Annotated in this window: 22 protein-coding genes; 14 read left to right on the top strand and 8 right to left on the bottom strand. The window is 36.2% G+C overall.

All coding sequences use genetic code 11. The features are described 5' to 3' along the window. Positions 1–195 precede the first annotated feature (195 nt). The 4 genes from QUE72_RS10425 to QUE72_RS10410 all read left to right on the top strand — a co-directional run bounded on the left by QUE72_RS10425 (position 196) and on the right by QUE72_RS10410 (position 2885). Positions 196–390: a hypothetical protein gene (locus QUE72_RS10425; RefSeq protein WP_286268882.1), complete on the top strand. Its 195-nt coding sequence runs from the start codon at positions 196–198 to the stop codon at positions 388–390. Positions 391–632: 242 nt separating this feature from the next. After that, positions 633–1505 (top strand): DUF5694 domain-containing protein, encoded by an 873-nt coding sequence (locus QUE72_RS10420; protein WP_286268881.1) that lies wholly within the window; start codon positions 633–635, stop codon positions 1503–1505. Between the two features lie 371 nt (positions 1506–1876). Further along, positions 1877–2071 carry a DUF4177 domain-containing protein gene (locus QUE72_RS10415; RefSeq protein ID WP_074499270.1) on the top strand — a complete coding sequence of 65 codons (195 nt, stop codon included), beginning with the start codon at positions 1877–1879 and terminating at the stop codon, positions 2069–2071. Positions 2072–2246: 175 nt separating this feature from the next. Beyond that, a complete protein-coding gene (locus QUE72_RS10410) occupies positions 2247–2885 on the top strand; it encodes a glutathione S-transferase family protein (RefSeq protein ID WP_286268879.1) in 639 nt (212 codons plus the stop codon). 174 nt (positions 2886–3059) lie between these two features. On the opposite strand, the gene QUE72_RS10405 is transcribed toward QUE72_RS10410, so the two are convergent. Continuing rightward, positions 3060–5201: a cation:dicarboxylate symporter family transporter gene (locus QUE72_RS10405; protein WP_286268878.1), complete on the bottom strand. Its 2142-nt coding sequence runs from the start codon at positions 5199–5201 to the stop codon at positions 3060–3062. 237 nt (positions 5202–5438) lie between these two features. On the opposite strand from QUE72_RS10405, the gene QUE72_RS10400 reads away from it, so the two are divergent. The 7 genes from QUE72_RS10400 (at position 5439) to QUE72_RS10370 (ending at position 10347) form a co-directional block, all read left to right on the top strand. Further along, the gene (locus QUE72_RS10400) at positions 5439–5708 is read left to right on the top strand and encodes a hypothetical protein (RefSeq protein ID WP_074499273.1); all 270 of its coding nucleotides are present in this window, start codon (positions 5439–5441) and stop codon (positions 5706–5708) included. A gap of 203 nt (positions 5709–5911) precedes the next feature. Next, positions 5912–6259, top strand: a complete 348-nt coding sequence (locus QUE72_RS10395) for a DUF488 domain-containing protein (protein ID WP_074499274.1) — start codon at positions 5912–5914, stop codon at positions 6257–6259. 101 nt (positions 6260–6360) lie between these two features. Next, positions 6361–6915, top strand: a complete 555-nt coding sequence (locus QUE72_RS10390) for a nucleoside/nucleotide kinase family protein (protein ID WP_074499275.1) — start codon at positions 6361–6363, stop codon at positions 6913–6915. Between the two features lie 290 nt (positions 6916–7205). After that, entirely contained in the window at positions 7206–7724 is a 519-nt protein-coding gene (locus tag QUE72_RS10385) for a P-loop NTPase family protein (RefSeq protein ID WP_074499276.1), read from the top strand. A gap of 283 nt (positions 7725–8007) precedes the next feature. Further along, positions 8008–8844: an MBL fold metallo-hydrolase gene (locus QUE72_RS10380; RefSeq protein ID WP_286268877.1), complete on the top strand. Its 837-nt coding sequence runs from the start codon at positions 8008–8010 to the stop codon at positions 8842–8844. A gap of 236 nt (positions 8845–9080) precedes the next feature. Next, positions 9081–9770: an aspartate/glutamate racemase family protein gene (locus tag QUE72_RS10375; protein ID WP_286268875.1), complete on the top strand. Its 690-nt coding sequence runs from the start codon at positions 9081–9083 to the stop codon at positions 9768–9770. A 184-nt stretch (positions 9771–9954) separates the two neighbouring features. Next, positions 9955–10347: a DUF4019 domain-containing protein gene (locus QUE72_RS10370; RefSeq protein WP_286268874.1), complete on the top strand. Its 393-nt coding sequence runs from the start codon at positions 9955–9957 to the stop codon at positions 10345–10347. A 79-nt stretch (positions 10348–10426) separates the two neighbouring features. On the opposite strand, the gene ccoG is transcribed toward QUE72_RS10370, so the two are convergent. Further along, complete coding sequence (gene ccoG, locus QUE72_RS10365) at positions 10427–11794, bottom strand: cytochrome c oxidase accessory protein CcoG (protein ID WP_286268873.1); 1368 nt, start codon at positions 11792–11794, stop codon at positions 10427–10429. A gap of 113 nt (positions 11795–11907) precedes the next feature. Between ccoG and QUE72_RS10360 the strand changes: the two genes are divergently transcribed. Next, complete coding sequence (locus QUE72_RS10360) at positions 11908–13320, top strand: aminotransferase-like domain-containing protein (protein ID WP_286268872.1); 1413 nt, start codon at positions 11908–11910, stop codon at positions 13318–13320. 31 nt (positions 13321–13351) lie between these two features. Here QUE72_RS10360 and QUE72_RS10355 read toward each other — a convergent pair whose 3' ends face one another. The 6 genes from QUE72_RS10355 to QUE72_RS10330 form a co-directional block, all read right to left on the bottom strand. After that, entirely contained in the window at positions 13352–13861 is a 510-nt protein-coding gene (locus QUE72_RS10355; protein WP_286268870.1) for a YchJ family protein, read from the bottom strand. A gap of 65 nt (positions 13862–13926) precedes the next feature. Next, positions 13927–14331, bottom strand: coding sequence for a hypothetical protein (locus QUE72_RS10350; protein WP_286268869.1), 405 nt, complete (start codon positions 14329–14331; stop codon positions 13927–13929). A gap of 410 nt (positions 14332–14741) precedes the next feature. Then, positions 14742–15155 carry a lysozyme inhibitor LprI family protein gene (locus tag QUE72_RS10345; RefSeq protein WP_286268866.1) on the bottom strand — a complete coding sequence of 138 codons (414 nt, stop codon included), beginning with the start codon at positions 15153–15155 and terminating at the stop codon, positions 14742–14744. Further along, positions 15155–15457: a YciI family protein gene (locus QUE72_RS10340; protein ID WP_074499285.1), complete on the bottom strand. Its 303-nt coding sequence runs from the start codon at positions 15455–15457 to the stop codon at positions 15155–15157. The genes QUE72_RS10345 and QUE72_RS10340 overlap by 1 nt, the downstream gene beginning before the upstream one ends. Before the next feature lie 10 nt (positions 15458–15467). Next, complete coding sequence (locus tag QUE72_RS10335; RefSeq protein WP_074499286.1) at positions 15468–16025, bottom strand: septation protein A; 558 nt, start codon at positions 16023–16025, stop codon at positions 15468–15470. Between the two features lie 125 nt (positions 16026–16150). Beyond that, positions 16151–17377 (bottom strand): M24 family metallopeptidase, encoded by a 1227-nt coding sequence (locus QUE72_RS10330; RefSeq protein ID WP_286268865.1) that lies wholly within the window; start codon positions 17375–17377, stop codon positions 16151–16153. A 263-nt stretch (positions 17378–17640) separates the two neighbouring features. Between QUE72_RS10330 and QUE72_RS10325 the strand changes: the two genes are divergently transcribed. After that, on the top strand, positions 17641–17913 hold the full coding sequence (locus QUE72_RS10325; protein ID WP_286268863.1) for an STAS domain-containing protein: 273 nt from the start codon (positions 17641–17643) through the stop codon (positions 17911–17913). A 24-nt stretch (positions 17914–17937) separates the two neighbouring features. After that, complete coding sequence (locus QUE72_RS10320; RefSeq protein WP_286268862.1) at positions 17938–18300, top strand: response regulator; 363 nt, start codon at positions 17938–17940, stop codon at positions 18298–18300. Positions 18301–18305: the final 5 nt, after the last annotated feature.

Genomic DNA, 18305 nt, shown 5'->3' with positions numbered 1-18305 from the left:
GAGAGTCTCATTAAGTATTTAATTCTAGCATACATCATTGCATTATCAGGTTGTGCGTTCAGCCCAGAGAATACACCTGAACCAAAAATTATCACTAAAACTAAATTGGTCACAGTTGAAAAAGAATATACACCTCAGCTGTGGTCACATCATAAGTTATTAAAAGAAACACCTGAATTATGTGCAGTGAAAGGAGTGTCTATTTTATCGTCCTTAGGCTTTAAATCTATTGTTAAAAATGGCAACTATGTTTATGGTAATTTCAGCAGTAACCGAGCGGCAATAAAGTGTGTAAGCGTTAATAAACAAACTTTTGTGTATACGGCTGTTGCAGGGGCTGATGTTAAACTGGTTGAAAAACTAAGAAATGAAATTGCTTGGAAGTTGTAATTGTTGTCTCACAAGCGCGTAAAGCATAGGGCTGCTAAAGAGGCTCAATTCGGCTTGGTTTGACATAACCACCAACTTTTATCCGTTTAAGTTTGTGGTTATGAACTATTGCAAAAAAAAGCTGGGGTTAAAGCATTTAAGTAACCAAAGCTTGAAGCATTTACTTCGATAAATTTTTTAATGTTAATAACGTTTTTGAAAATAAATATAGGAATACTCCTCATTAAAAGGAAAATTAAACGATGCGATATACAGCTGTAATAATCAGTCTTTTAGTGTTATTAAGTTTTAATGTTGTAAGTCGTGAAAGTAATGTCTTACAGACAACTAAAACACAGATAAACCACTCTAAAATTAAAGTCCTTAATTTTGGTACTTTTCATTTTGGACCAACGCCTGATGCAAATAGCACCGAATTTGACGAAGAAAACAAAAGTTTACATAAAGAAGTAAGAGCAATCTCTAAAATGATTGCGAAATTTCGACCAACTATTATTTGTGTGGAGTCAGTTCCAGAAAAAAATGAGCAACTTAATTTATTATATCAACAATTTTTAAAGCATCAGTCTGAGTTAATTACGTCAAGCGGTGAAACCAGTATGATCGCATTTGATGTTGCGAGATTAAACAACATTGAAAAAATTTATGGCATAGATAATCACATGGGATATAACTATAGCGTAGGTGACTTTATTGAAAATAGCCCCGAACTAACCAATTCGATAGATCCTAAAACCTATTTAGCGATCACCAATACGCCATTTAAACATTATCCTGAACTTGCCGCATTAGATAAAAAATACAAGTCACTTTCGTTACTTGAGAAATTAAAGTTTATAAACCATCCGATAAACTTGGACGCTTCAATAAATGCTAATGCAGATAAACTGTTATATGTGGGTTTAGATGATAACTTTGAAGGTGCAGACAATGCGGCTCTCTTTTACCACAGAAACATGAAGATTTATTCTAACCTTAACAGGATTAAAATGAATAAAAGCGATCGAGTATTTATTCTAATGGGAGCGGCACATACAGCTTTTTTAAGAGAGTTTATAAAGCGAAGCCCTAAATTTGAAATGGTTGATACTTTAGAGTATTTAAAAACGGAATAATTAAATATGATGATTAATAATTACTTGCGATGCTACCTTTTTAGGTTGCTAATTGTGAATGAAATGTCTTAGGTGAAATAAATCGCGTGTAGCACCTTGTTACCGCGTTCGTCAAGGATAAAAACATATAAAAGTCATGCGTGTAGCTCGATTCTACAATAAAATTGATGAAACGGAGTAGAGAATTTCGTAGAGCTTTCTCCTTTGTGTTTAGTCGCCTTGCAGTTTAGTCAAAAGCTTGGCCCATCATAGTCACTTTAAGAAAAATAACAGTTGGTTTTTGCTTCTTTGTCGTTTATTTTAACCAAGCACTTATGCGGCCATTTGTGAAGTGTTAGGCATTCCAAAATTAAGTAGGTTATGGAGAACTCATGGGAAAGTATAAATATAAAATTGTAGATTCTAAGGATGTTGATTCAGCGGGATTATTTAAAGGTAAAAAACGCGAAGACGTAGAAGCTTACCTTAATAAACTTGGAACAGAAGGTTGGGAACTCGTGAATGCAGATTTTCGTGAACTCGAAGGCCGGTTAGAATTTTCTGGAATTATGAAAAAAGAAATATAAAACCGCTGGGTATATCAAATGCCTAACAAGGTTTTTCAAGTTGAATACGTAACAGTTTGCTCGGCTTTGTTTGGCTACACAATGTTAGTAAACTTATAAAAAGCCCTTACGTGGGCGTTTTAGCGAAGCTAACGAACCACATGTAAATCACAAATAATTGATAAAGTAGCGAACGGTGGCTGACTTTACTATCACTACATTTGATTGGGTTCCGGAATTTCCTCGTGGATATGTGCGTGACCTTCGTGCACGATGGGCATTAGAAGAAGCAGGCTTAAGTTATGATGTTCATAGTGTCCCATTTCATGAACGTAGTTCTAATCATTTTGAGCATCAACCCTTTGGACAGGTACCTTGGCTAACAAAAGGAGATATTTCAATCTTCGAAAGCGGGGCGATCTTGCTGCATATTGGTGAGTATAGCGAGACTTTACTACCCACCGAGCCACGAGAACGCGCGCGGGTTCAAGAATGGCTATTTGCCGCATTAAATTCAGTCGAAATGGCTAGTTTACCTTGGTTCATTTTTAAGTTTACTGGCGGTGACAGTGAGTCACCAGAGCAAAAACGTATAGGAGCGTTTCTTCATTCTCGCCTTCAGCATATGGAGGCAACGTTGAAGCAGAAAGAGTGGCTTGCACAGTCTTTTTCAATTGCAGACATAGCGATGACTGATGTATTGCGGCTTATTCATCGATTTGATGGTCTTTACGATTATCCAAATTGTCGTGAGTATGTGATTCGGGCGACGTCTCGTCCTAAGTTTGAGAAAGCACACGCAGATCAACTTGCTCACTTTGCAAAGGCACAATAACCTTGCTTCATTTTGAAACAACATGCAACACAATGTGGTAGGCAATCAATATCTCATTGCTTAGACAAACCTTAATCAATGATTGAAACTAAAGAACCCGAGCTTAGGTTAAATCACTTAGCTACAGCATAAGTGTAGTGCTGCTCTTATGCCGTAGCTTTAATAGTTTTTGGTTTAATGTTTGTCTAATGCATTAATTGGCATGCTTGGCGACGCTTTTTTCCCTTCTATCCAATAATCAAAAATAATAGACAAAGTACCGTTTTGTTTTTTCATTGCAATCCAATTGGCCATAAATTGTTCAAAATCATGGTCATACCTATTAATAGGGAAGGCCATAAATATTGGTGGTCTAACAGGCTTAGGAACAACTACAGTGTAGTCTGGGTGTAATAACGTCCAACCCGAAGCAGCGGCTGCACCAAATAACATTGCATCAATATGTTGATATTTTTCTTTAAAAAATAAACGTGGTGTAGAAATTTCCCATGCCGTGGTGGTGACAAAACTCTGCTGAACTTTGTCTTTATAAAAAAATGTTTCAGGAATGCCGATAATGAGTTTGTTATTATCGAGAATTTTTTGCCAATGGGTAAACTCTTCACGGCGTTCTGATTTGACAAGTAACGCTATAGGTTGCGTTGAATAAGGTTTAGTTAACGTGAATTGCTTCATATTGTCGGGAATAACTGGAATGCCAGTGGTTATATCTAAATAACCAGAAGCAAGGAGTGACTTTGTTTGGTGATGAAAAATTCTGACGTATTCAATATCAACATTTAAATCTGCCGCGAGTAAATTGATTATCTCAATATCGTGGCCTACAAGTTTGCCTTTGTCGTTGTGAAAAGAGTATGGTAAATCATCGCGAAAATAGCCAACGCGAATAAAGCCCCTTTGTTGTATGCGAGTTAAAACATCACTTGATGATGCTGTGTCACTAATGTTTTCTTCAGGTTCGGTAAGGTAACGAGAAGGTGTGGTTGTAAAAATTAAATCACGTTGAATAAACTTATCGTATCCTTGATATTGCAAACTTAACTGCTCAAAGCTCACTTTTAATACCATAAAACTGGCGATTGCTATCAAGGGAATTACAATTGAGTTTCGAATTAAATAACGCCACTTTATTTGATTTCTTTTGGCGAAATGACAAGCAATAATTAAAGGAAAACAAACTGCAAAACTCACGGAAAGTAGGGCACTTAAACGGCCAATAATTAAATTTTCAGCGACTAAGAACAACTCAAACATAGCACTAGAGACATTAAATAATTCTAGTAAGCTCGGTATGGCAACTGTTGCATTACTAAAAAGCTGTGGAACACCAAAAATAATGAGGTTGAAGTAATCGTCGGTTGAAATGTATGCGCCCGATAACCAAGCTGAAAACAAAGTAAACAATAATGCCAATAGCTTGCCGCCAACGGGCAAGCTAAATACAATGGGTACAATAATACCAGGAATTTTAGCTACCTCAGGTGGGCAACCTTCTAATTCTGCTAGTGCTTTTTTTGTGTGTTCGATAATAGCCGGTAACACCGCAAAAAAACTACCCGTAGCAAAGGCAGTGATCATCGCTACACGGCAAATATTCACGGTTTGCCGATAACTAAATGGTGTGATAATAGCGACAGTAGCTGGAAAAATAATAAAGCCTAACAGTATCACTAAGATAACGGTTGTAACGATATATACGGTCAAGCCTTCTAGTAATGAAGGGTCTAGTGTTGCTGCTGCACGATACCCAATACAAAAAATACCGATTGGTGCTAATTTCATCACTAAACTAGCAATGTTGGCTAAAGACGTTTGAAGACTGGTTAAAACCAATAAAGTATGGCGTTTGCCTTTTATGGTCATTAATCCTACACCCACTAATAAACTGAATAAAACTACCGCAGGGATCACACCATTGGCAAAGGCGCTAAAAGGGTTAGCGGGTATAAATAGTTCAACGAAGCTGAATTCTGGTTGTGGCTTTATGGTACTCGCACTGTAAAACGAGGCATTTTCCCAGTCAGGAAAAGCAATAGAGGTTAATAAAATAAAGAAAACACTGATTGAAATGAACCCTAAAAGTACTAACACACTAAAACGTAAGGTTGATTTTGCCTTGGCAGGTGATAAGCCACCAATCCCCACTATCAGGGCTAATGCAATATAAGGTAAGGCTGTCATTTGTAATAGCATGACGAAGCCATTGGCGATTGAGTCAATACTGGTGTGCATGGTGTATTGGCTACCAAAGGCTAATCCAAGAAACATCGCGATTAATATTTTCGCAGCTAAAGGTAGTTTAAGAGGGTTGAGCACGTGTTAATTGTCCTTAATGGAATTGACTTTAGGGAGAATAGATATGAATTGAGAATCAATGGACCAGATTTTATTCATCTCAATTATCACTGTGGTAAAGGATAAATGATTGAACGGAGTCTGTAAATTTGATCTAATGAATCAATATAATTTCGAATAACAGGTTTTTGTTCGTAATAGTTCTACAATGGCTAATAATACTCACCGTTTGCCATTTAATAATGAGGAGTTAGTTAGATGAAAGATAAGCAATTTAAAGCATGGGGGGTTACACGCTCAAAAGGAAAATTGAATTTTATCTTGATCAGCGGTGTTTTATCTTATGGCTTACCAATGTTTATCATGATGGCCTTTGTGACTAAACCTTTTGCCGAGGGCTTTTTGTCTAAAGCGGCCATCATCCACTATATTGCTTGGCCTGTTGCAGGTTTTTTATTTGGTGTTATCGTATGGTATGTAACTGAATACAAATATAAAAAAGCGTTAGCTAGTCGTACAAAACCTTAATGCTTTTTGAGATGACTTTTCTTGGCGAAGTTAGCGCTTTTTTAAGATAAACCGTATTTTTTACTGATTAATACAAGTAAAGTAGCCTCTGAAATTTAATAACAGTGTAAAGTTGATAGGTACAGAAGATAGCGCCTTTCGGAATGAGTGTATTCAAGTGAAATATAATGTTTTTCGCAAGTGACGAGAAAAAGGGGGGGTAAATGAATATTAAAATCCACCGCATTTATGAAGATGAATTTCCACAAGGCTTTTATGCCCTTATTGACCGTCTATGGCCTCGCGGCATATCGAAAGATAAAGCACAACTTGATGATCATTGGAAAAGCTTAGCTCCTAGTAGTGAGCTACGAAAATGGTTTGACCATGAACCAGAAAAATGGAACGACTTTAGAAAAAAATACATGAGCGAGTTAAGTGAAAACAAAGAGCATGCGAAAGAGTGCTTAGAAAAAGTGAGCCATAAAAATCTCATTTTATTGTATGGTGCAAAAGATAAAAAATATAGTCATGCTCATGTTTTAAAAGAATATTTAGAAAAGTTAATTTAAGGTTAATACTCCTTTAATATTATTTGGCGTTAAAAGCACTGACAACGTGAAGACAATCAAAAATATAACCGCAGATATTGTTTCTGTCGCAATGAGATAGCATGAATAGAACAAAAGTCGTCGCGTTAAGCGGGGCATCTGGCTCTGGCAAAACAGCTTTGGTAACACAATTAGCAAATAAACTTGGTTGCCCTTATTTACTGTTTGATGAACATACAGACACAAAAACATATCCTGACAATATGAAGCAATGGCTAAAAAGTGGCGCAGATGTCTCACTGATTAAAACACCAACGTTAGTCAGTTCGCTGGAACAGTTACTTTCAATCAATAACAGCCGTTATATTTTTCTTGAAGAACCTTTTGGTAAGCAACGTGATGCTATTTCAAAATTAATTGATTACGTTGTTTTATTAGAGCCCCCGTTAGAACTTTGTTTAGCGCGTATTATAAAAAGGCATACTGAGCATTCACATTCAACAGAAACTATTTTAGCGTATCTTAATAAATATGAAGATCATTTAAGGGATATCTATATAACGGTAACAAATCAAGTAAGAAACAATGCTGATTTGATCGTTGATGAAATAGCGTCAATAAATGATATTTGTGATCTTATTAGCAACTGGTTGGGCGAGAAAGAGCGAAAAAAGTAACGAAATCTTAGTTTTTATTGTTGTCAATTGGCCTAGTTTGTAAAGCTGAACCCCATAAATGCTACTTATGTTGCCATGCTATTTTGATATTTAGACACTAACACATTGACATTATTATAATCATTGAACATTATTACCATATGAATATAGACAATCATCAGATAGATCAAATTATTATCATCATTCCTTAGGGATGGTGGCTCTTTGATGTATTTAATTTTATCAAACCCGCCTATAAGGCGGGTTTGTTGCTTCTGCCTTATAGAGTAAACCCTATTTGTGGAGGCAATATGAACAAAGTGGCTATTTTTGGTAAGCCAGGTAGTGGTAAGTCTACGTTGAGTAAAAATTTATCTCGAACAACAGGTATATCATTGCACCAACTCGATTCTATGACATATAAACCTAATGGTGACCTGGTCGAAAGCCATATTTATGAAAGCGAACATGAGAAAATATTATGTTCAGATAGTTGGATTATCGATGGTTTAGGTTCGATGAATTCGTTTTACAGGCGATTAGAAACTGCTGATACTTTGATTTATATAGACTTACCTTACAGGGTTAGTTATTGGTATGTAACGAAGCGACTGTTAAAAGGTCTATTTATTAAGCCAGAAGGTTGGCCAGAAGGAAGTTCAATTATAAAGGGCACGATTAAAAGTTATCAGGTGTTACAGCGTTGCCCTAATTTTTGGAATGATAACTTTGCAAAACATTTAGCGACACTTTCAGAGAGTAAATCAATTTTTATTATTCATTCAGTTGCAGAATTAAATACGTTTATTCATAAAAAGCAACTCCTCTGATTGGTAATGTTACGGCCTCCTGCTCTTTGTTACTTGAATTAACCATAGAATGACTATGCAATAATCCAAGTGCCGCGATCAGAAGGCATTTAATTTGAACAAAACTTAAACAACAAAGATCAACACGCTCTAGTGAATGACAAATAATATCAAAGTGGAAAGTCAACGTTGGCTATGTATTTTTACGTTGAATTTGATATGGTACTGTATGATTTTTAAGCGAACTTTAAATAAAAGCTAAAACATAAATATAATAATTAAGGAGAGACTTATCAAAACTATATTGAGTTTTCTATTTAGTGCGGTATGTTGGGCCGGTTTTGCAGCTGATAATTCGTTTCAGCAATTGGCAAATTTTACGAGCCAACAATTAACGGACCATTTGTTCGTAGTTAAATCTAATAATTCAAACACCAATGTCGGGGTATATATTGGTGATGCGTATACTGTGTTAATTGATCCTGTGGTTGGTAAATCTCATAATAAAATACTAGTGAATGCGATCAATAAAATTTCAACAAAACCCATTAAGTATGTTCTAAATACACATAGTCATAGGGATCATACCGGTGCAAATACGTTCTATATTGAGCTTGGTGCTACGGTAATTTCAAATAAAAACGGTGCCATTTATGAAAATAACACGCGTTTAACGATGGACAAAAAATACTCCCTAGAGTTAGGAGCTGACACAATAGATTTATACCCTTTTATATCACATACCGAAGATGACATTCTTATTCATTTTCGTAACAGTAATGCAATTTTCATGGGCGATACGTATATGCATAATACTTATCCACATGCTTATGTTGGTGGTAGTAAAGGACAGTTTAGCGTTATCAATAAAGCCCTCTTATTAGCAAATAAATCAACTAATATCGTTACCGCACATGGGCGTTTGACAGCACAAAAATCAGAGCTTTCAAACTTTAAACAAAAAGCAACTTTGTGGTATAACAAAATAGCCGAGTTAAGTGCGCAAGGTGTATCGGTTGATGCTATTTTAAATAACGAAGAACTAAAAGAAATTAGTAAAAAGTTTAGGCCATTTTCTGTCGGTTTTTTTAATCAGCAAGTGAAAAAAACAATAAAAGCTGAACAGGCAGTGTCGAAATGATCATTTATACTAACCGTTGTATTTTGTGTGCTAATGACTGCTTTTAATGCATCCAAACGTATTTGGTAGCACAACGTTAAATACATTGGTATTTTAGTGTTATTGCGTTAAGGCAAGTTTTGCAAATATAGACACTAAAACCCTAAGCGATTTTTTGTTAAGTAGCATTAGCTATTCAAATTGTAGTTATTGTTTAACTCATATTAAATCTAAGTGAGTTTAAAGAAGGATTACGTATGAAAACAATTGGCCTTTTAGGTGGTATGAGCTGGGAAAGCACAGTTGGCTATTATAAAGCGATTAACGAAGGGGTTAGAGCGGAACTGTGTGGTTTACATTCGGCAAAAATTGCAATGTATAGTGTTGATTTCGCACCGATTGAAAAGCTACAGCACAGTGGTGACTGGCAAGGTACTGCCGACATACTTGTTGATGCCGCAAGAAAAGTTGAATCTGCAGGTGCTGATTTTTTACTAATTTGCACTAATACTATGCATAAAGTGGCGCCACAAATAGAAGCATCAATAACTATTCCATTATTACATATTGCTGATGCAACCGCTGAGGTTCTTGTTGCAAAAGGTATCAAAAAAGTGGGTTTGTTGGGCACAGCCTTCACAATGGAACAACCTTTTTACAAAGGGCGGTTAAGTGAAAAATACGGTTTATCAGTAGTGGTACCCGATGAAAACGACAGACAGATTGTTCATAACGTTATTTATACAGAGCTATGTTTTGGCGAATGCTTGTCAGCGTCTAAGGCGGAATATCTAAGAATTATTAATTCCTTGGCTGAACAAGGCGCAGAGGCTGTAATATTAGGGTGTACTGAAATCGGTATGTTGGTTCAACAACCAGATACGAGTGTTACGCTGTTAGACACCACGTCAATTCACGCCGAAAAAGCGGTGAAAGCCGCGATATAATTTTATAAGTATAAGCTTTGATATTACTAATTTGGGTAAGCTGCCTTTTTATGCTAGCCTTTCGATTAATCAATACACGATATATTCCTCAGTGAATACGATGTATATCGTCAATATTGAAAATTGAATTCAATGTGTATTTTCTGCCGTTTATAGGTGGACTTACGATTTATTAAAAGGAGTTATGATGAAAAAGTTACTGTTCATATTATCTTTATGCTTTACCGTGCCAGTTTTGGCTAATGAACCATTAAACGCGGGAAAAGCGTGGTTAAATATTATTGATAAAGCAAATTATACGAAAAGCTGGCAAGAGGCAGATCCTACATTTAAAGATCAACTTACCAAACAAAAATGGGATGAGGCACTTAAGAGCGTTCGTACTCCTTTAGGTCATGTGAACTCACGTGAAGTTTTAATTCATAAAGAATATGATTCATTACCCAATATGCCTAAAGGTGATTATGTCGTTATCCAATATAAAACGAATTTTTCCAATAAAAAGGAAGCGGTTGAAACGATAACATTAAGTAAAAGCAGTGGGCAGTGGCGTGCGCTTGGCTACTTCATTAAATAATAATAAAGAACTTAAGTTACGTTGTATAAGCGCTAATACAACGTAACGTTGTTGGATTTTATTCTATATATTTACTGTGTTATTGAGTATGCGATAACGCATGAAAATTTGATTTTCTCGCTAGCACAACGTTATTGGTTTTAGCATCCTTAAGAATAAAATTAAAAGGTTTTACTACCGTATTGTAGTCAACAGGGGACTTAATCACGAGAGTCTTTTGATAACTTTGTTGACTCATTAAGGTAATACTATTACCGCCACTGATTGAAAAAGTATTCTCTAAAGTTGTGTTTAGTGTAAGCGTTATTGGTTGCATAGACTTATTGATAAACTTTAGTTGAAATACATTTTCAATTTGACCAGTAGAAAGTTGACGATATAACGTATTTCTATCTTTAATAACGGTTAACTCAATTGGACTTCGGTATGATAACCAAACTGAAAAGGCAATCGCTAACGCTATAATTGTAAGAGTGTAAAAAATAACTGCAGTGTTTTTTGTCTGCCTAACCGTTTTTGCGAAACTTATTAGTCGCTCTTTATAGCCGAACCTAGCCATCACTTGGTCACAGGCGTCGATACAAAGCCCACAACTGATGCACTGATATTGAAGGCCCTCTCGAATATCAATACCAACAGGACAAACATGCACACATAAGTTGCAGTCAACACAATCGCCTAAGTGTGCGGGCTTTGAATGTTTTAATTTTCGTGCACCTCGTTGTTCGCCACGCTCATTGTTATAAGTAACAATACTGGTACTTTCGTTAAACATTACCGATTGAAAGCGTGAGTATGGGCACATATGTTCGCACATTTTTTCACGTATCCAGCCAGCGTTGATATAAGTACACACTAAGAAAAAGAATGTCCAGTTTAAGAAAGTACTGGATAAGTTTCCGGTAACTAGATCAGTATACAAGGACATTACAGGATTAAAGTAAGACATAAAAACTAAACTAGTGAGTGCCGAAATTAAAAGCCATATAAAATGCTTAGTGGTTTTTAACATTATTTTTTTAATCGTTAATGGCGTACTATCTAGCGCAATTCTTTGTGCTCGATTGCCTTCAATTCTATGCTCTACCCAAACAAACAATAAGGTCCAAATTGTTTGAGGACACGTAAACCCGCACCAAACACGACCATATTTTTTAGATACAACAAATAACAAGAACGCTGCAATGATAAAAATAAACACAAAAAGCAAGAGATCATGCGGGTAAAAAATGAATGAGAAGAAATGCAACTTTTGTGATGTTAAGTCAAAGAGGACAGCCTGTTGCCCTTGATATTGAAAAAATGGAATAACAATAAATAAACAAAGTAACATTGAAGATAAAAGCCTTCTGACCCGTTGATAATGACCTTTTTGTTCTTTTATATAAATGGGACTATCGATATGTGTTGTCTGAAAAATTACTTGATCTTGCTTTGGTTGAGACATGAACATTAGCTCTAATACTACTTAATAGTAGAATTTTAGAATGTTACGTTTATTGGTTACAGATACAGAATTTTTAATTACAATGGGTACAGAATAATAATTTTATTGAAAACATGCATAAATATAAAGTATTAGCAAAGATGCTAACGCGACAAATTAACCAACATCAATGGTTAAATGGTGAAAAATTACCGTCGATCCGGGAACTGTCTTCAAAGTATGGGTATTCGATAAATACCGTCGTGCACGCATTACGTGAATTAGAGGCTCAATCAATCGTTGAAGCGTCGTTTAAGCGTGGTTATTTCGTGAAAAACAAAGTGGCCCAACATCAGCAAACAATGACATTGTCACATGATCTAGCCTTAGTGAAAGTAAATTTACCTGTGTTGTTTTATGATGTGATGGCAACGGGTGCGGCTTTCGATATTTTACCAAAAAGTGAACAGATAAGTGCTGATAATGCAATTGTAGCGCTAAACCGCACAATCAATCGTGTAACACGTAATCAACCTAATGACTTCGCAATGTATTACGATCAACCTCTTGGTGAGCCCATGCTAAGACAGCAACTTAGTCTGAGGTATCGGCATCGCGGTGCTTCGATTACGGAAGAGCAGTTTTGTATTACTTCGGGCTGTCAGCATGCCTTATTTTTATCACTATTATGTACAACTAAGCCAGGAGACAATGTAGCTGTTGAAAGCCCAGCATTTTATGGTGTTTTGCAAGCTCTTGAACAATTAAACCTCAATATTATTGAAATTCCATCTTGCTCAGAAACAGGACTCAAGGTTGATGCCTTAGAAGAAGCTTTGATGAAATGGCAAGTTAAAGTGTGTGTCGTTACTCCTAACTTTGCAACCCCTACAGGTGCTTGTATGCCAATAAAGCATCAGTTGAAATTATTAGCGTTAGCTAATGAATACCACTTTACAATCATCGAAGATGACATTTATGGAGATATGTCATTTTCTCATCTACGTAGTCCATTAAAAGCGCTTGATGAAAACAATCATGTTATTTTATGTGGTTCAATGTCAAAAGCGCTTTCAAAAGATTTACGTATTGGGTGGGTAGTTGGTGGTCAGTTTCAATCTCAACTCGTTCGTTTAAAGCTGGCAACGAGCTTGGCAACGAGTCGTGCACAACAACAAGGTTTAGCAATATTCATGTCCGATGGGGGCTATCGCCGACACTTACAAAAATTAATGGTAAACTTAGCTCATCAAAAGCAACAACTGATCAGTGCTATCAATAAACATTTACCTAGTAGCGTACTTTATACAAACCCTGAAGGTGGTAATAGTTTGTGGGTTGCTTTGCCTGAAACTGTGGATAGTCATCAATTATATTTAAAGGCAAAAGCATTTGGTATTACTTTAACGCCAGGGCAACTGTTTTCTGTGTCTGAGCATTATCCACATTATCTGAGAATGAGTTTTAATCATTCAATGACAAGTAAGCGATTAGTAGCATTAAAAACGTTAGGCGCGTTAATCACTGAGGTTGAAAGCCAGAGTTAACTTATCAGCGTAAAATCAAAAAGCTTATTGTTTAACCCATGCAGCAGCGTTTGTATTTTTTACCACTTTCACAGGGGCATGGAGAGTTTCGTGTTAATTTTGCAATCTCAATTTGCTCTATAACGTCGCCTGATTCATATCGCCATTGGTTATCTTCAACAGTAAAGTGTGACTTCTCAGATATCTGGCAATATACATTATCAACGATAAAAAATGCAGAAAAGGTCACTGTTGGTAAAGGCGAGGACTGAGCGTTAAACGCTCGTTGCATGAACTCTTCTCGTGAAATGTTTTCAGCATCATGTATCACGAGCTTTAACCATTGAGTTTGTTGGCACCATGCTGAAATATCAGCCTTCAAACTTGCCACCTTTTGAGGTGAAGTATATGTATTACATAAGTAGTCAACATTTTTCACAGCATAACTGTAATATCTAGAACGCATTAGCTGTTCTGGGAAGTTTGCGACTCGACTGCCTTCAACGATAGGCTTACAACACGCGTTTTCGTTTTGTTTACTGCCACAAAGACAAAGCATCATTATTCCCAAAAATAGTATTGAGCGCTATTTTATGGTGATTCGAGATATTTGCAACCAACCTAGTGTTAATGGATCGTTTTATTGTTTGTTAATACCACACATTCTGTTTTACCTAAACGTGCATATTTTTGTAACTCTGCAATTTCTTGTTGTTTTAAGCAAGGGTTGCATAGCACGACAGCCGAGCAGTTTCCTTTGCATAATGCAGATTTAATATTGTCAAAACTGACAGGCGTTTTGGTGGTATTTACTTTCAATATTTTGCTTTTATCTAAATGAGGTAGGTCATTTAATGCTGCAATCGCTTCACCTTCTGGATTTACCAAGAGTACCCACTTTTTGTCAAGCGCATGTCGTTTGCATATATCCACATATTGCAATGATGCTTGGCTAATCTCTTGAATTGATTTTACATTAAGCCAGTGAATTGGACGTTTAGCTGTTGTTGAAACGGTTGTTAAATTGTTCATACTGTTTACCTGTACATATACTGTATAAAGCAACAGTATATGTATTTTTAACGTAAATCAAGAAAAAAATACCAATATTTTTGATGATCAAAGACAGCTTGCGTGTAAATAATTCAACTTTATGTTCAGAGAGATAAACAATTGTATAAAATATCATTTCAGATCAATTGCTTTTAGATTATTTTTGCAATTAGTTGGGAAACTTCTAGGTGATGAGACATAGGTTTTTTAAAGATTATTGCGTGGTTTAATCGAATTTACATTATGCTTATTTTTACATTGCATAGTAGGAAGGACGCATAGAAATCAAATTAAATGTGTTATCAATTAACGCTAGTGGCACTTGTGTGCCACTAATGCGAGGGGGATATTATGAAGAATGCAAGAGCAAATTATGAAAAATTGACGGCTTAGTTAAGACGACTAAGTTCTTTAATACGGCTTTGCGTTAACAAGATATAGCACTTTTTGTAGGCAGAAGCCGCTTTTTTGTCTGGTGAAATATGTAAATACTGCCATCGACAGTTATTCTCGCGGTAAGTAATAAAGTTACGTTGTGAACGCTTAAACATATTTAATGCTGCTCTTCGACCAGTAACGATAGAAAACTCTTCCAATACAAATGTTTGGTTATTAATCCACGTTTGCATTTCTTTATCTACGTTTTCTTTTACGCTGTCAAAACACATTGAAAGCTCGTCAACCTTGTTATAGTTTTGCTCACAAACTTCAATTGTTTTTTCATTCACGGCACTTGCTTGATAACTGATGATGCTTGCAATGCATAGCAGTGAATAATGTGTATATTTACGTATTAGCTTCATTACGCAGGTAATACCTTTTTGTAAGGTTTAACGGTAACATTTTTATACACGCCAGCATCAATGTAAGGGTCGTCATTTGCCCATGTTTGTGCAGCTTCAAGGCTATCAAAGGCAGCAATGATTAATGAACCAGTAAAACCAGCGTCTCCTGGGTTTTCACTATCAATCGCAGGGCAAGGACCTGCGACTAATAATCGGCCTTGTTCTTGTAGCAAAGATAATCGCGCTAAATGTTTATCTCGAACGGTCATTCTTAATGCTAAGCTGTTTTCTATATCTTCACTATAGATCAAATAATACATTTATTATCTCTTATTTTGGATCTTTTGGGGATTCTGATTCTTCTTGAGGTAAATATTTATAAATAGCAAAAATGGTTGATATGGCAAAAACAAACGTCATGCCCATTAAACCAAATACTTTAAAATTCACCCAAAATTCTTGAGAATAATTATACGCGATATATAAGTTTAGTATCGCACAAAGAGCAAAAAATATTGCCCAAGAGAGGTTTAATTTTTTCCAAATATTTTCAGGAAGTGCTAAAGACTCACCCATGAGTTGTTTGATCAAGTTTTTACCAAAAAAGGTATCACTGATAATGAGTACACTGGCAAATAAGCCATTAATGATTGTTACCTTCCATTTTAGAAATTGGTCGTTTTGGAAAAAAATCGTTAGGCCACCAAAAATAGCGATAAGCCCGAAGAAAATCCATTGTCTTTTAGGGATTGGTTGTTTTCGAATAACAAACGATAAAAGATGAATGGCTGAGGCGATAATTAACGCACCTGTTGCCCAATAAATGCCGGCTATTTTCCAAACAATAAAGAAAACAATAAGAGGAAGGTATTCTAAAAATGCGTGCATACGAAAGTTTGTTGTTGACTGATAATAAAGATTCTATCTAAAAGCGGGCTAGATCTCCAAACTTTAATTGTAGAAATAAAACCCGCTTATTTACTCTATAACGTCTTTGATATATTAAAACGCATTTATTCTTCGTTTTGTGGATATCCAAATGGGTTATTTATACTGTATGCAGGTTCTGTAAACCATCTAGCCCCTTGCTCTGTCATGTAAAAGTGATCTTCTAAACGAATGCCAAACTCTTGTGGAAACACCAACATAGGTTCATTAGAAAAACACATACCACGGGCTAGTGGTGTTTGTTCACTTCGAACTAAATAAGGCCATTCATGAATATCCAAACCAATACCGTGACCTGTACGATGAGGACAACCGGGTGTTTGATAATCAGGACCTAAACCTTGGCTTGTAAGGAAGTCACGAGCAGCTATATCAACAACACCGCAAGGCTTACCGATCTGCGCGGCATTAAAGGCTGCAATCTGAGCATCCTTTTCTACTTGCCACATTTTTCGTTGCTTGTCAGTTGCTTCACCAAACACATAAGATCTTGTGATATCGGAATTATAGCCGTGAAGCTGATAACCAGTATCAATCAATACCATATCATTGTGTTCAAGGTTTTTAGGGGTTTTAACGCCATGAGGGTAAGAAGAGTCTTGTCCAAATAACACGATACAAAAATAAGAGCCGTTCGTTGCGCCAACGGCTCGATGAGCTTGATCAATAAATGCTTCTACTTCTTGTGTTGAAATACCAACACGAAGAATTTTTGCAACAGCTTTATGCACTTCTAATGTCATGTTCATTGCTGTTTGTAAAATTGCTATTTCATGATCAGATTTTTGCATGCGGCAACCAGCGGTAACTGGTTTTGCATCAATAAGTTCAAGGTTTTTGGCAACCTTTTGAATACCATTTGCGATAAAAAAAGCGGTAGATTCGTCAATGGCTAATGTTTGGCAATGAGGCGCTATATCACTAAGCGTGTCTATACAACATTGAAAAGGGCTTTCATGTTCATGCCATCCTTGAACGTCGCCTTCAATCACCATGTGTTGGCGTAATGTATCAATTTCAAAATGGGGTGCTATGTAAGTTACAGCTCCATTTTTAGTTAAAAGGGCACCAACTAAGCGTTCGCTCGCATACCATTTCGTACCTGTGAAATAGTGGAGATTTGTTCCAGCGTTTAAGTAAACAGCGTCAATATTGTTAGCTGACATTAGTTCAGTCGCTTTATTTATTCGTGCTTGGTACTCTTCAATGGAAATACCTGGCATAGTAGGCGCAAGGCTTTTAAGCTTTTCTAATTCAATTTCGGCTGTTGAGCCGCCAATTCCAATTGTCATGATTTTTAACTCTACATTGTCGATTTAAGCAAGGGCAGAATTATGACACGATAGTCTTTATAATGAAATATCGTATACAGTATAAAATAATTCATTGTTTTATAACTGCATCATTGAAGAGCATTTACATTAACAATGTGAATCTTCTTGTTATATTGTTGTTAATAGATTGCTATTTAATAGCTATATTAGCCGTAAACTTGCGATATCCAGATTTTATTATATCTTTCAAAGTAATGAGAAAAATATGTAAGGAAGCGCTAGTGTTTACATTACCTAATGATTTAACAATCGCTCAAGTAGAAGCATGTAGAGAGCAATATTTAGCATATATTGAAGCGCATGACGACATAGAGCTTGACGATAGTGACGTTAACCGAATCGATACTGTTGGCGTTCAACTATTGCTTGCGATGGTTCTTCATAGTGTAGCGTTAAAGAAGTCTCTTACCTGGCAAAACAAATCCTCTGTTGTAAACTCTAGCGTTAAACAGCTTGGAATTCATGATCCCTCATTACTTCATAATCTTGATTAAAAAAAATTTTAGAAGGAAAAAAGTATGCCAAAAATCCTAGTTGTAGATGACTCTAACTCTATACGCGATATGGTTAGCTTTACTCTGAAAAGTGCGGGCTATGACACCGTAGAAGCTAAAGACGGTCAAGAAGGATTAACACGCGCTCAAGCGGGTAGTTTCGATTTAGTGATTTCAGATGTCAATATGCCGATTATGGATGGTATTACCTTATGTCAGGAGTTACGAAAATTAGCCCCATTTAAGTTCACGCCAATTCTTATGTTAACGACTGAAAGTTCCGGTGACATGAAAATGCGTGGTAAAGCTGCAGGCGCAACGGGATGGCTAGTAAAGCCGTTCAATCCTGAAAAGTTATTAGCGACAATTAAACGCGTAGTTAGGTAACTTGC

The sequence above is a fragment of the Thalassotalea hakodatensis genome (genome assembly GCF_030295995.1).
GTDB classification, from domain to species: Bacteria; Pseudomonadota; Gammaproteobacteria; order Enterobacterales; family Alteromonadaceae; genus Thalassotalea_C; species Thalassotalea_C hakodatensis.
Note: the sequence above shows the minus strand (reverse complement) of the source record. Positions and strands in the feature narration are given on the sequence as shown.

Coding starts and splice junctions, on each gene's coding strand:
- QUE72_RS10385 (WP_074499276.1), top strand. CDS start 7,206: ATGAACAAAGTGGCTATTTTTGGTAAGCCAGGTAGTGGTAAGTCTACG.
- QUE72_RS10345 (WP_286268866.1), bottom strand. CDS start 15,155: ATGAAGCTAATACGTAAATATACACATTATTCACTGCTATGCATTGCA.
- QUE72_RS10330 (WP_286268865.1), bottom strand. CDS start 17,377: ATGACAATTGGAATTGGCGGCTCAACAGCCGAAATTGAATTAGAAAAG.
- QUE72_RS10370 (WP_286268874.1), top strand. CDS start 9,955: ATGATGAAAAAGTTACTGTTCATATTATCTTTATGCTTTACCGTGCCA.
- QUE72_RS10335 (WP_074499286.1), bottom strand. CDS start 16,025: ATGCACGCATTTTTAGAATACCTTCCTCTTATTGTTTTCTTTATTGTT.
- QUE72_RS10420 (WP_286268881.1), top strand. CDS start 633: ATGCGATATACAGCTGTAATAATCAGTCTTTTAGTGTTATTAAGTTTT.
- QUE72_RS10320 (WP_286268862.1), top strand. CDS start 17,938: ATGCCAAAAATCCTAGTTGTAGATGACTCTAACTCTATACGCGATATG.
- ccoG (WP_286268873.1), bottom strand. CDS start 11,794: ATGTCTCAACCAAAGCAAGATCAAGTAATTTTTCAGACAACACATATC.
- QUE72_RS10375 (WP_286268875.1), top strand. CDS start 9,081: ATGAAAACAATTGGCCTTTTAGGTGGTATGAGCTGGGAAAGCACAGTT.
- QUE72_RS10400 (WP_074499273.1), top strand. CDS start 5,439: ATGAAAGATAAGCAATTTAAAGCATGGGGGGTTACACGCTCAAAAGGA.
- QUE72_RS10340 (WP_074499285.1), bottom strand. CDS start 15,457: ATGTATTATTTGATCTATAGTGAAGATATAGAAAACAGCTTAGCATTA.
- QUE72_RS10350 (WP_286268869.1), bottom strand. CDS start 14,331: ATGAACAATTTAACAACCGTTTCAACAACAGCTAAACGTCCAATTCAC.
- QUE72_RS10390 (WP_074499275.1), top strand. CDS start 6,361: ATGAATAGAACAAAAGTCGTCGCGTTAAGCGGGGCATCTGGCTCTGGC.
- QUE72_RS10415 (WP_074499270.1), top strand. CDS start 1,877: ATGGGAAAGTATAAATATAAAATTGTAGATTCTAAGGATGTTGATTCA.
- QUE72_RS10395 (WP_074499274.1), top strand. CDS start 5,912: ATGAATATTAAAATCCACCGCATTTATGAAGATGAATTTCCACAAGGC.
- QUE72_RS10360 (WP_286268872.1), top strand. CDS start 11,908: ATGCATAAATATAAAGTATTAGCAAAGATGCTAACGCGACAAATTAAC.
- QUE72_RS10355 (WP_286268870.1), bottom strand. CDS start 13,861: ATGATGCTTTGTCTTTGTGGCAGTAAACAAAACGAAAACGCGTGTTGT.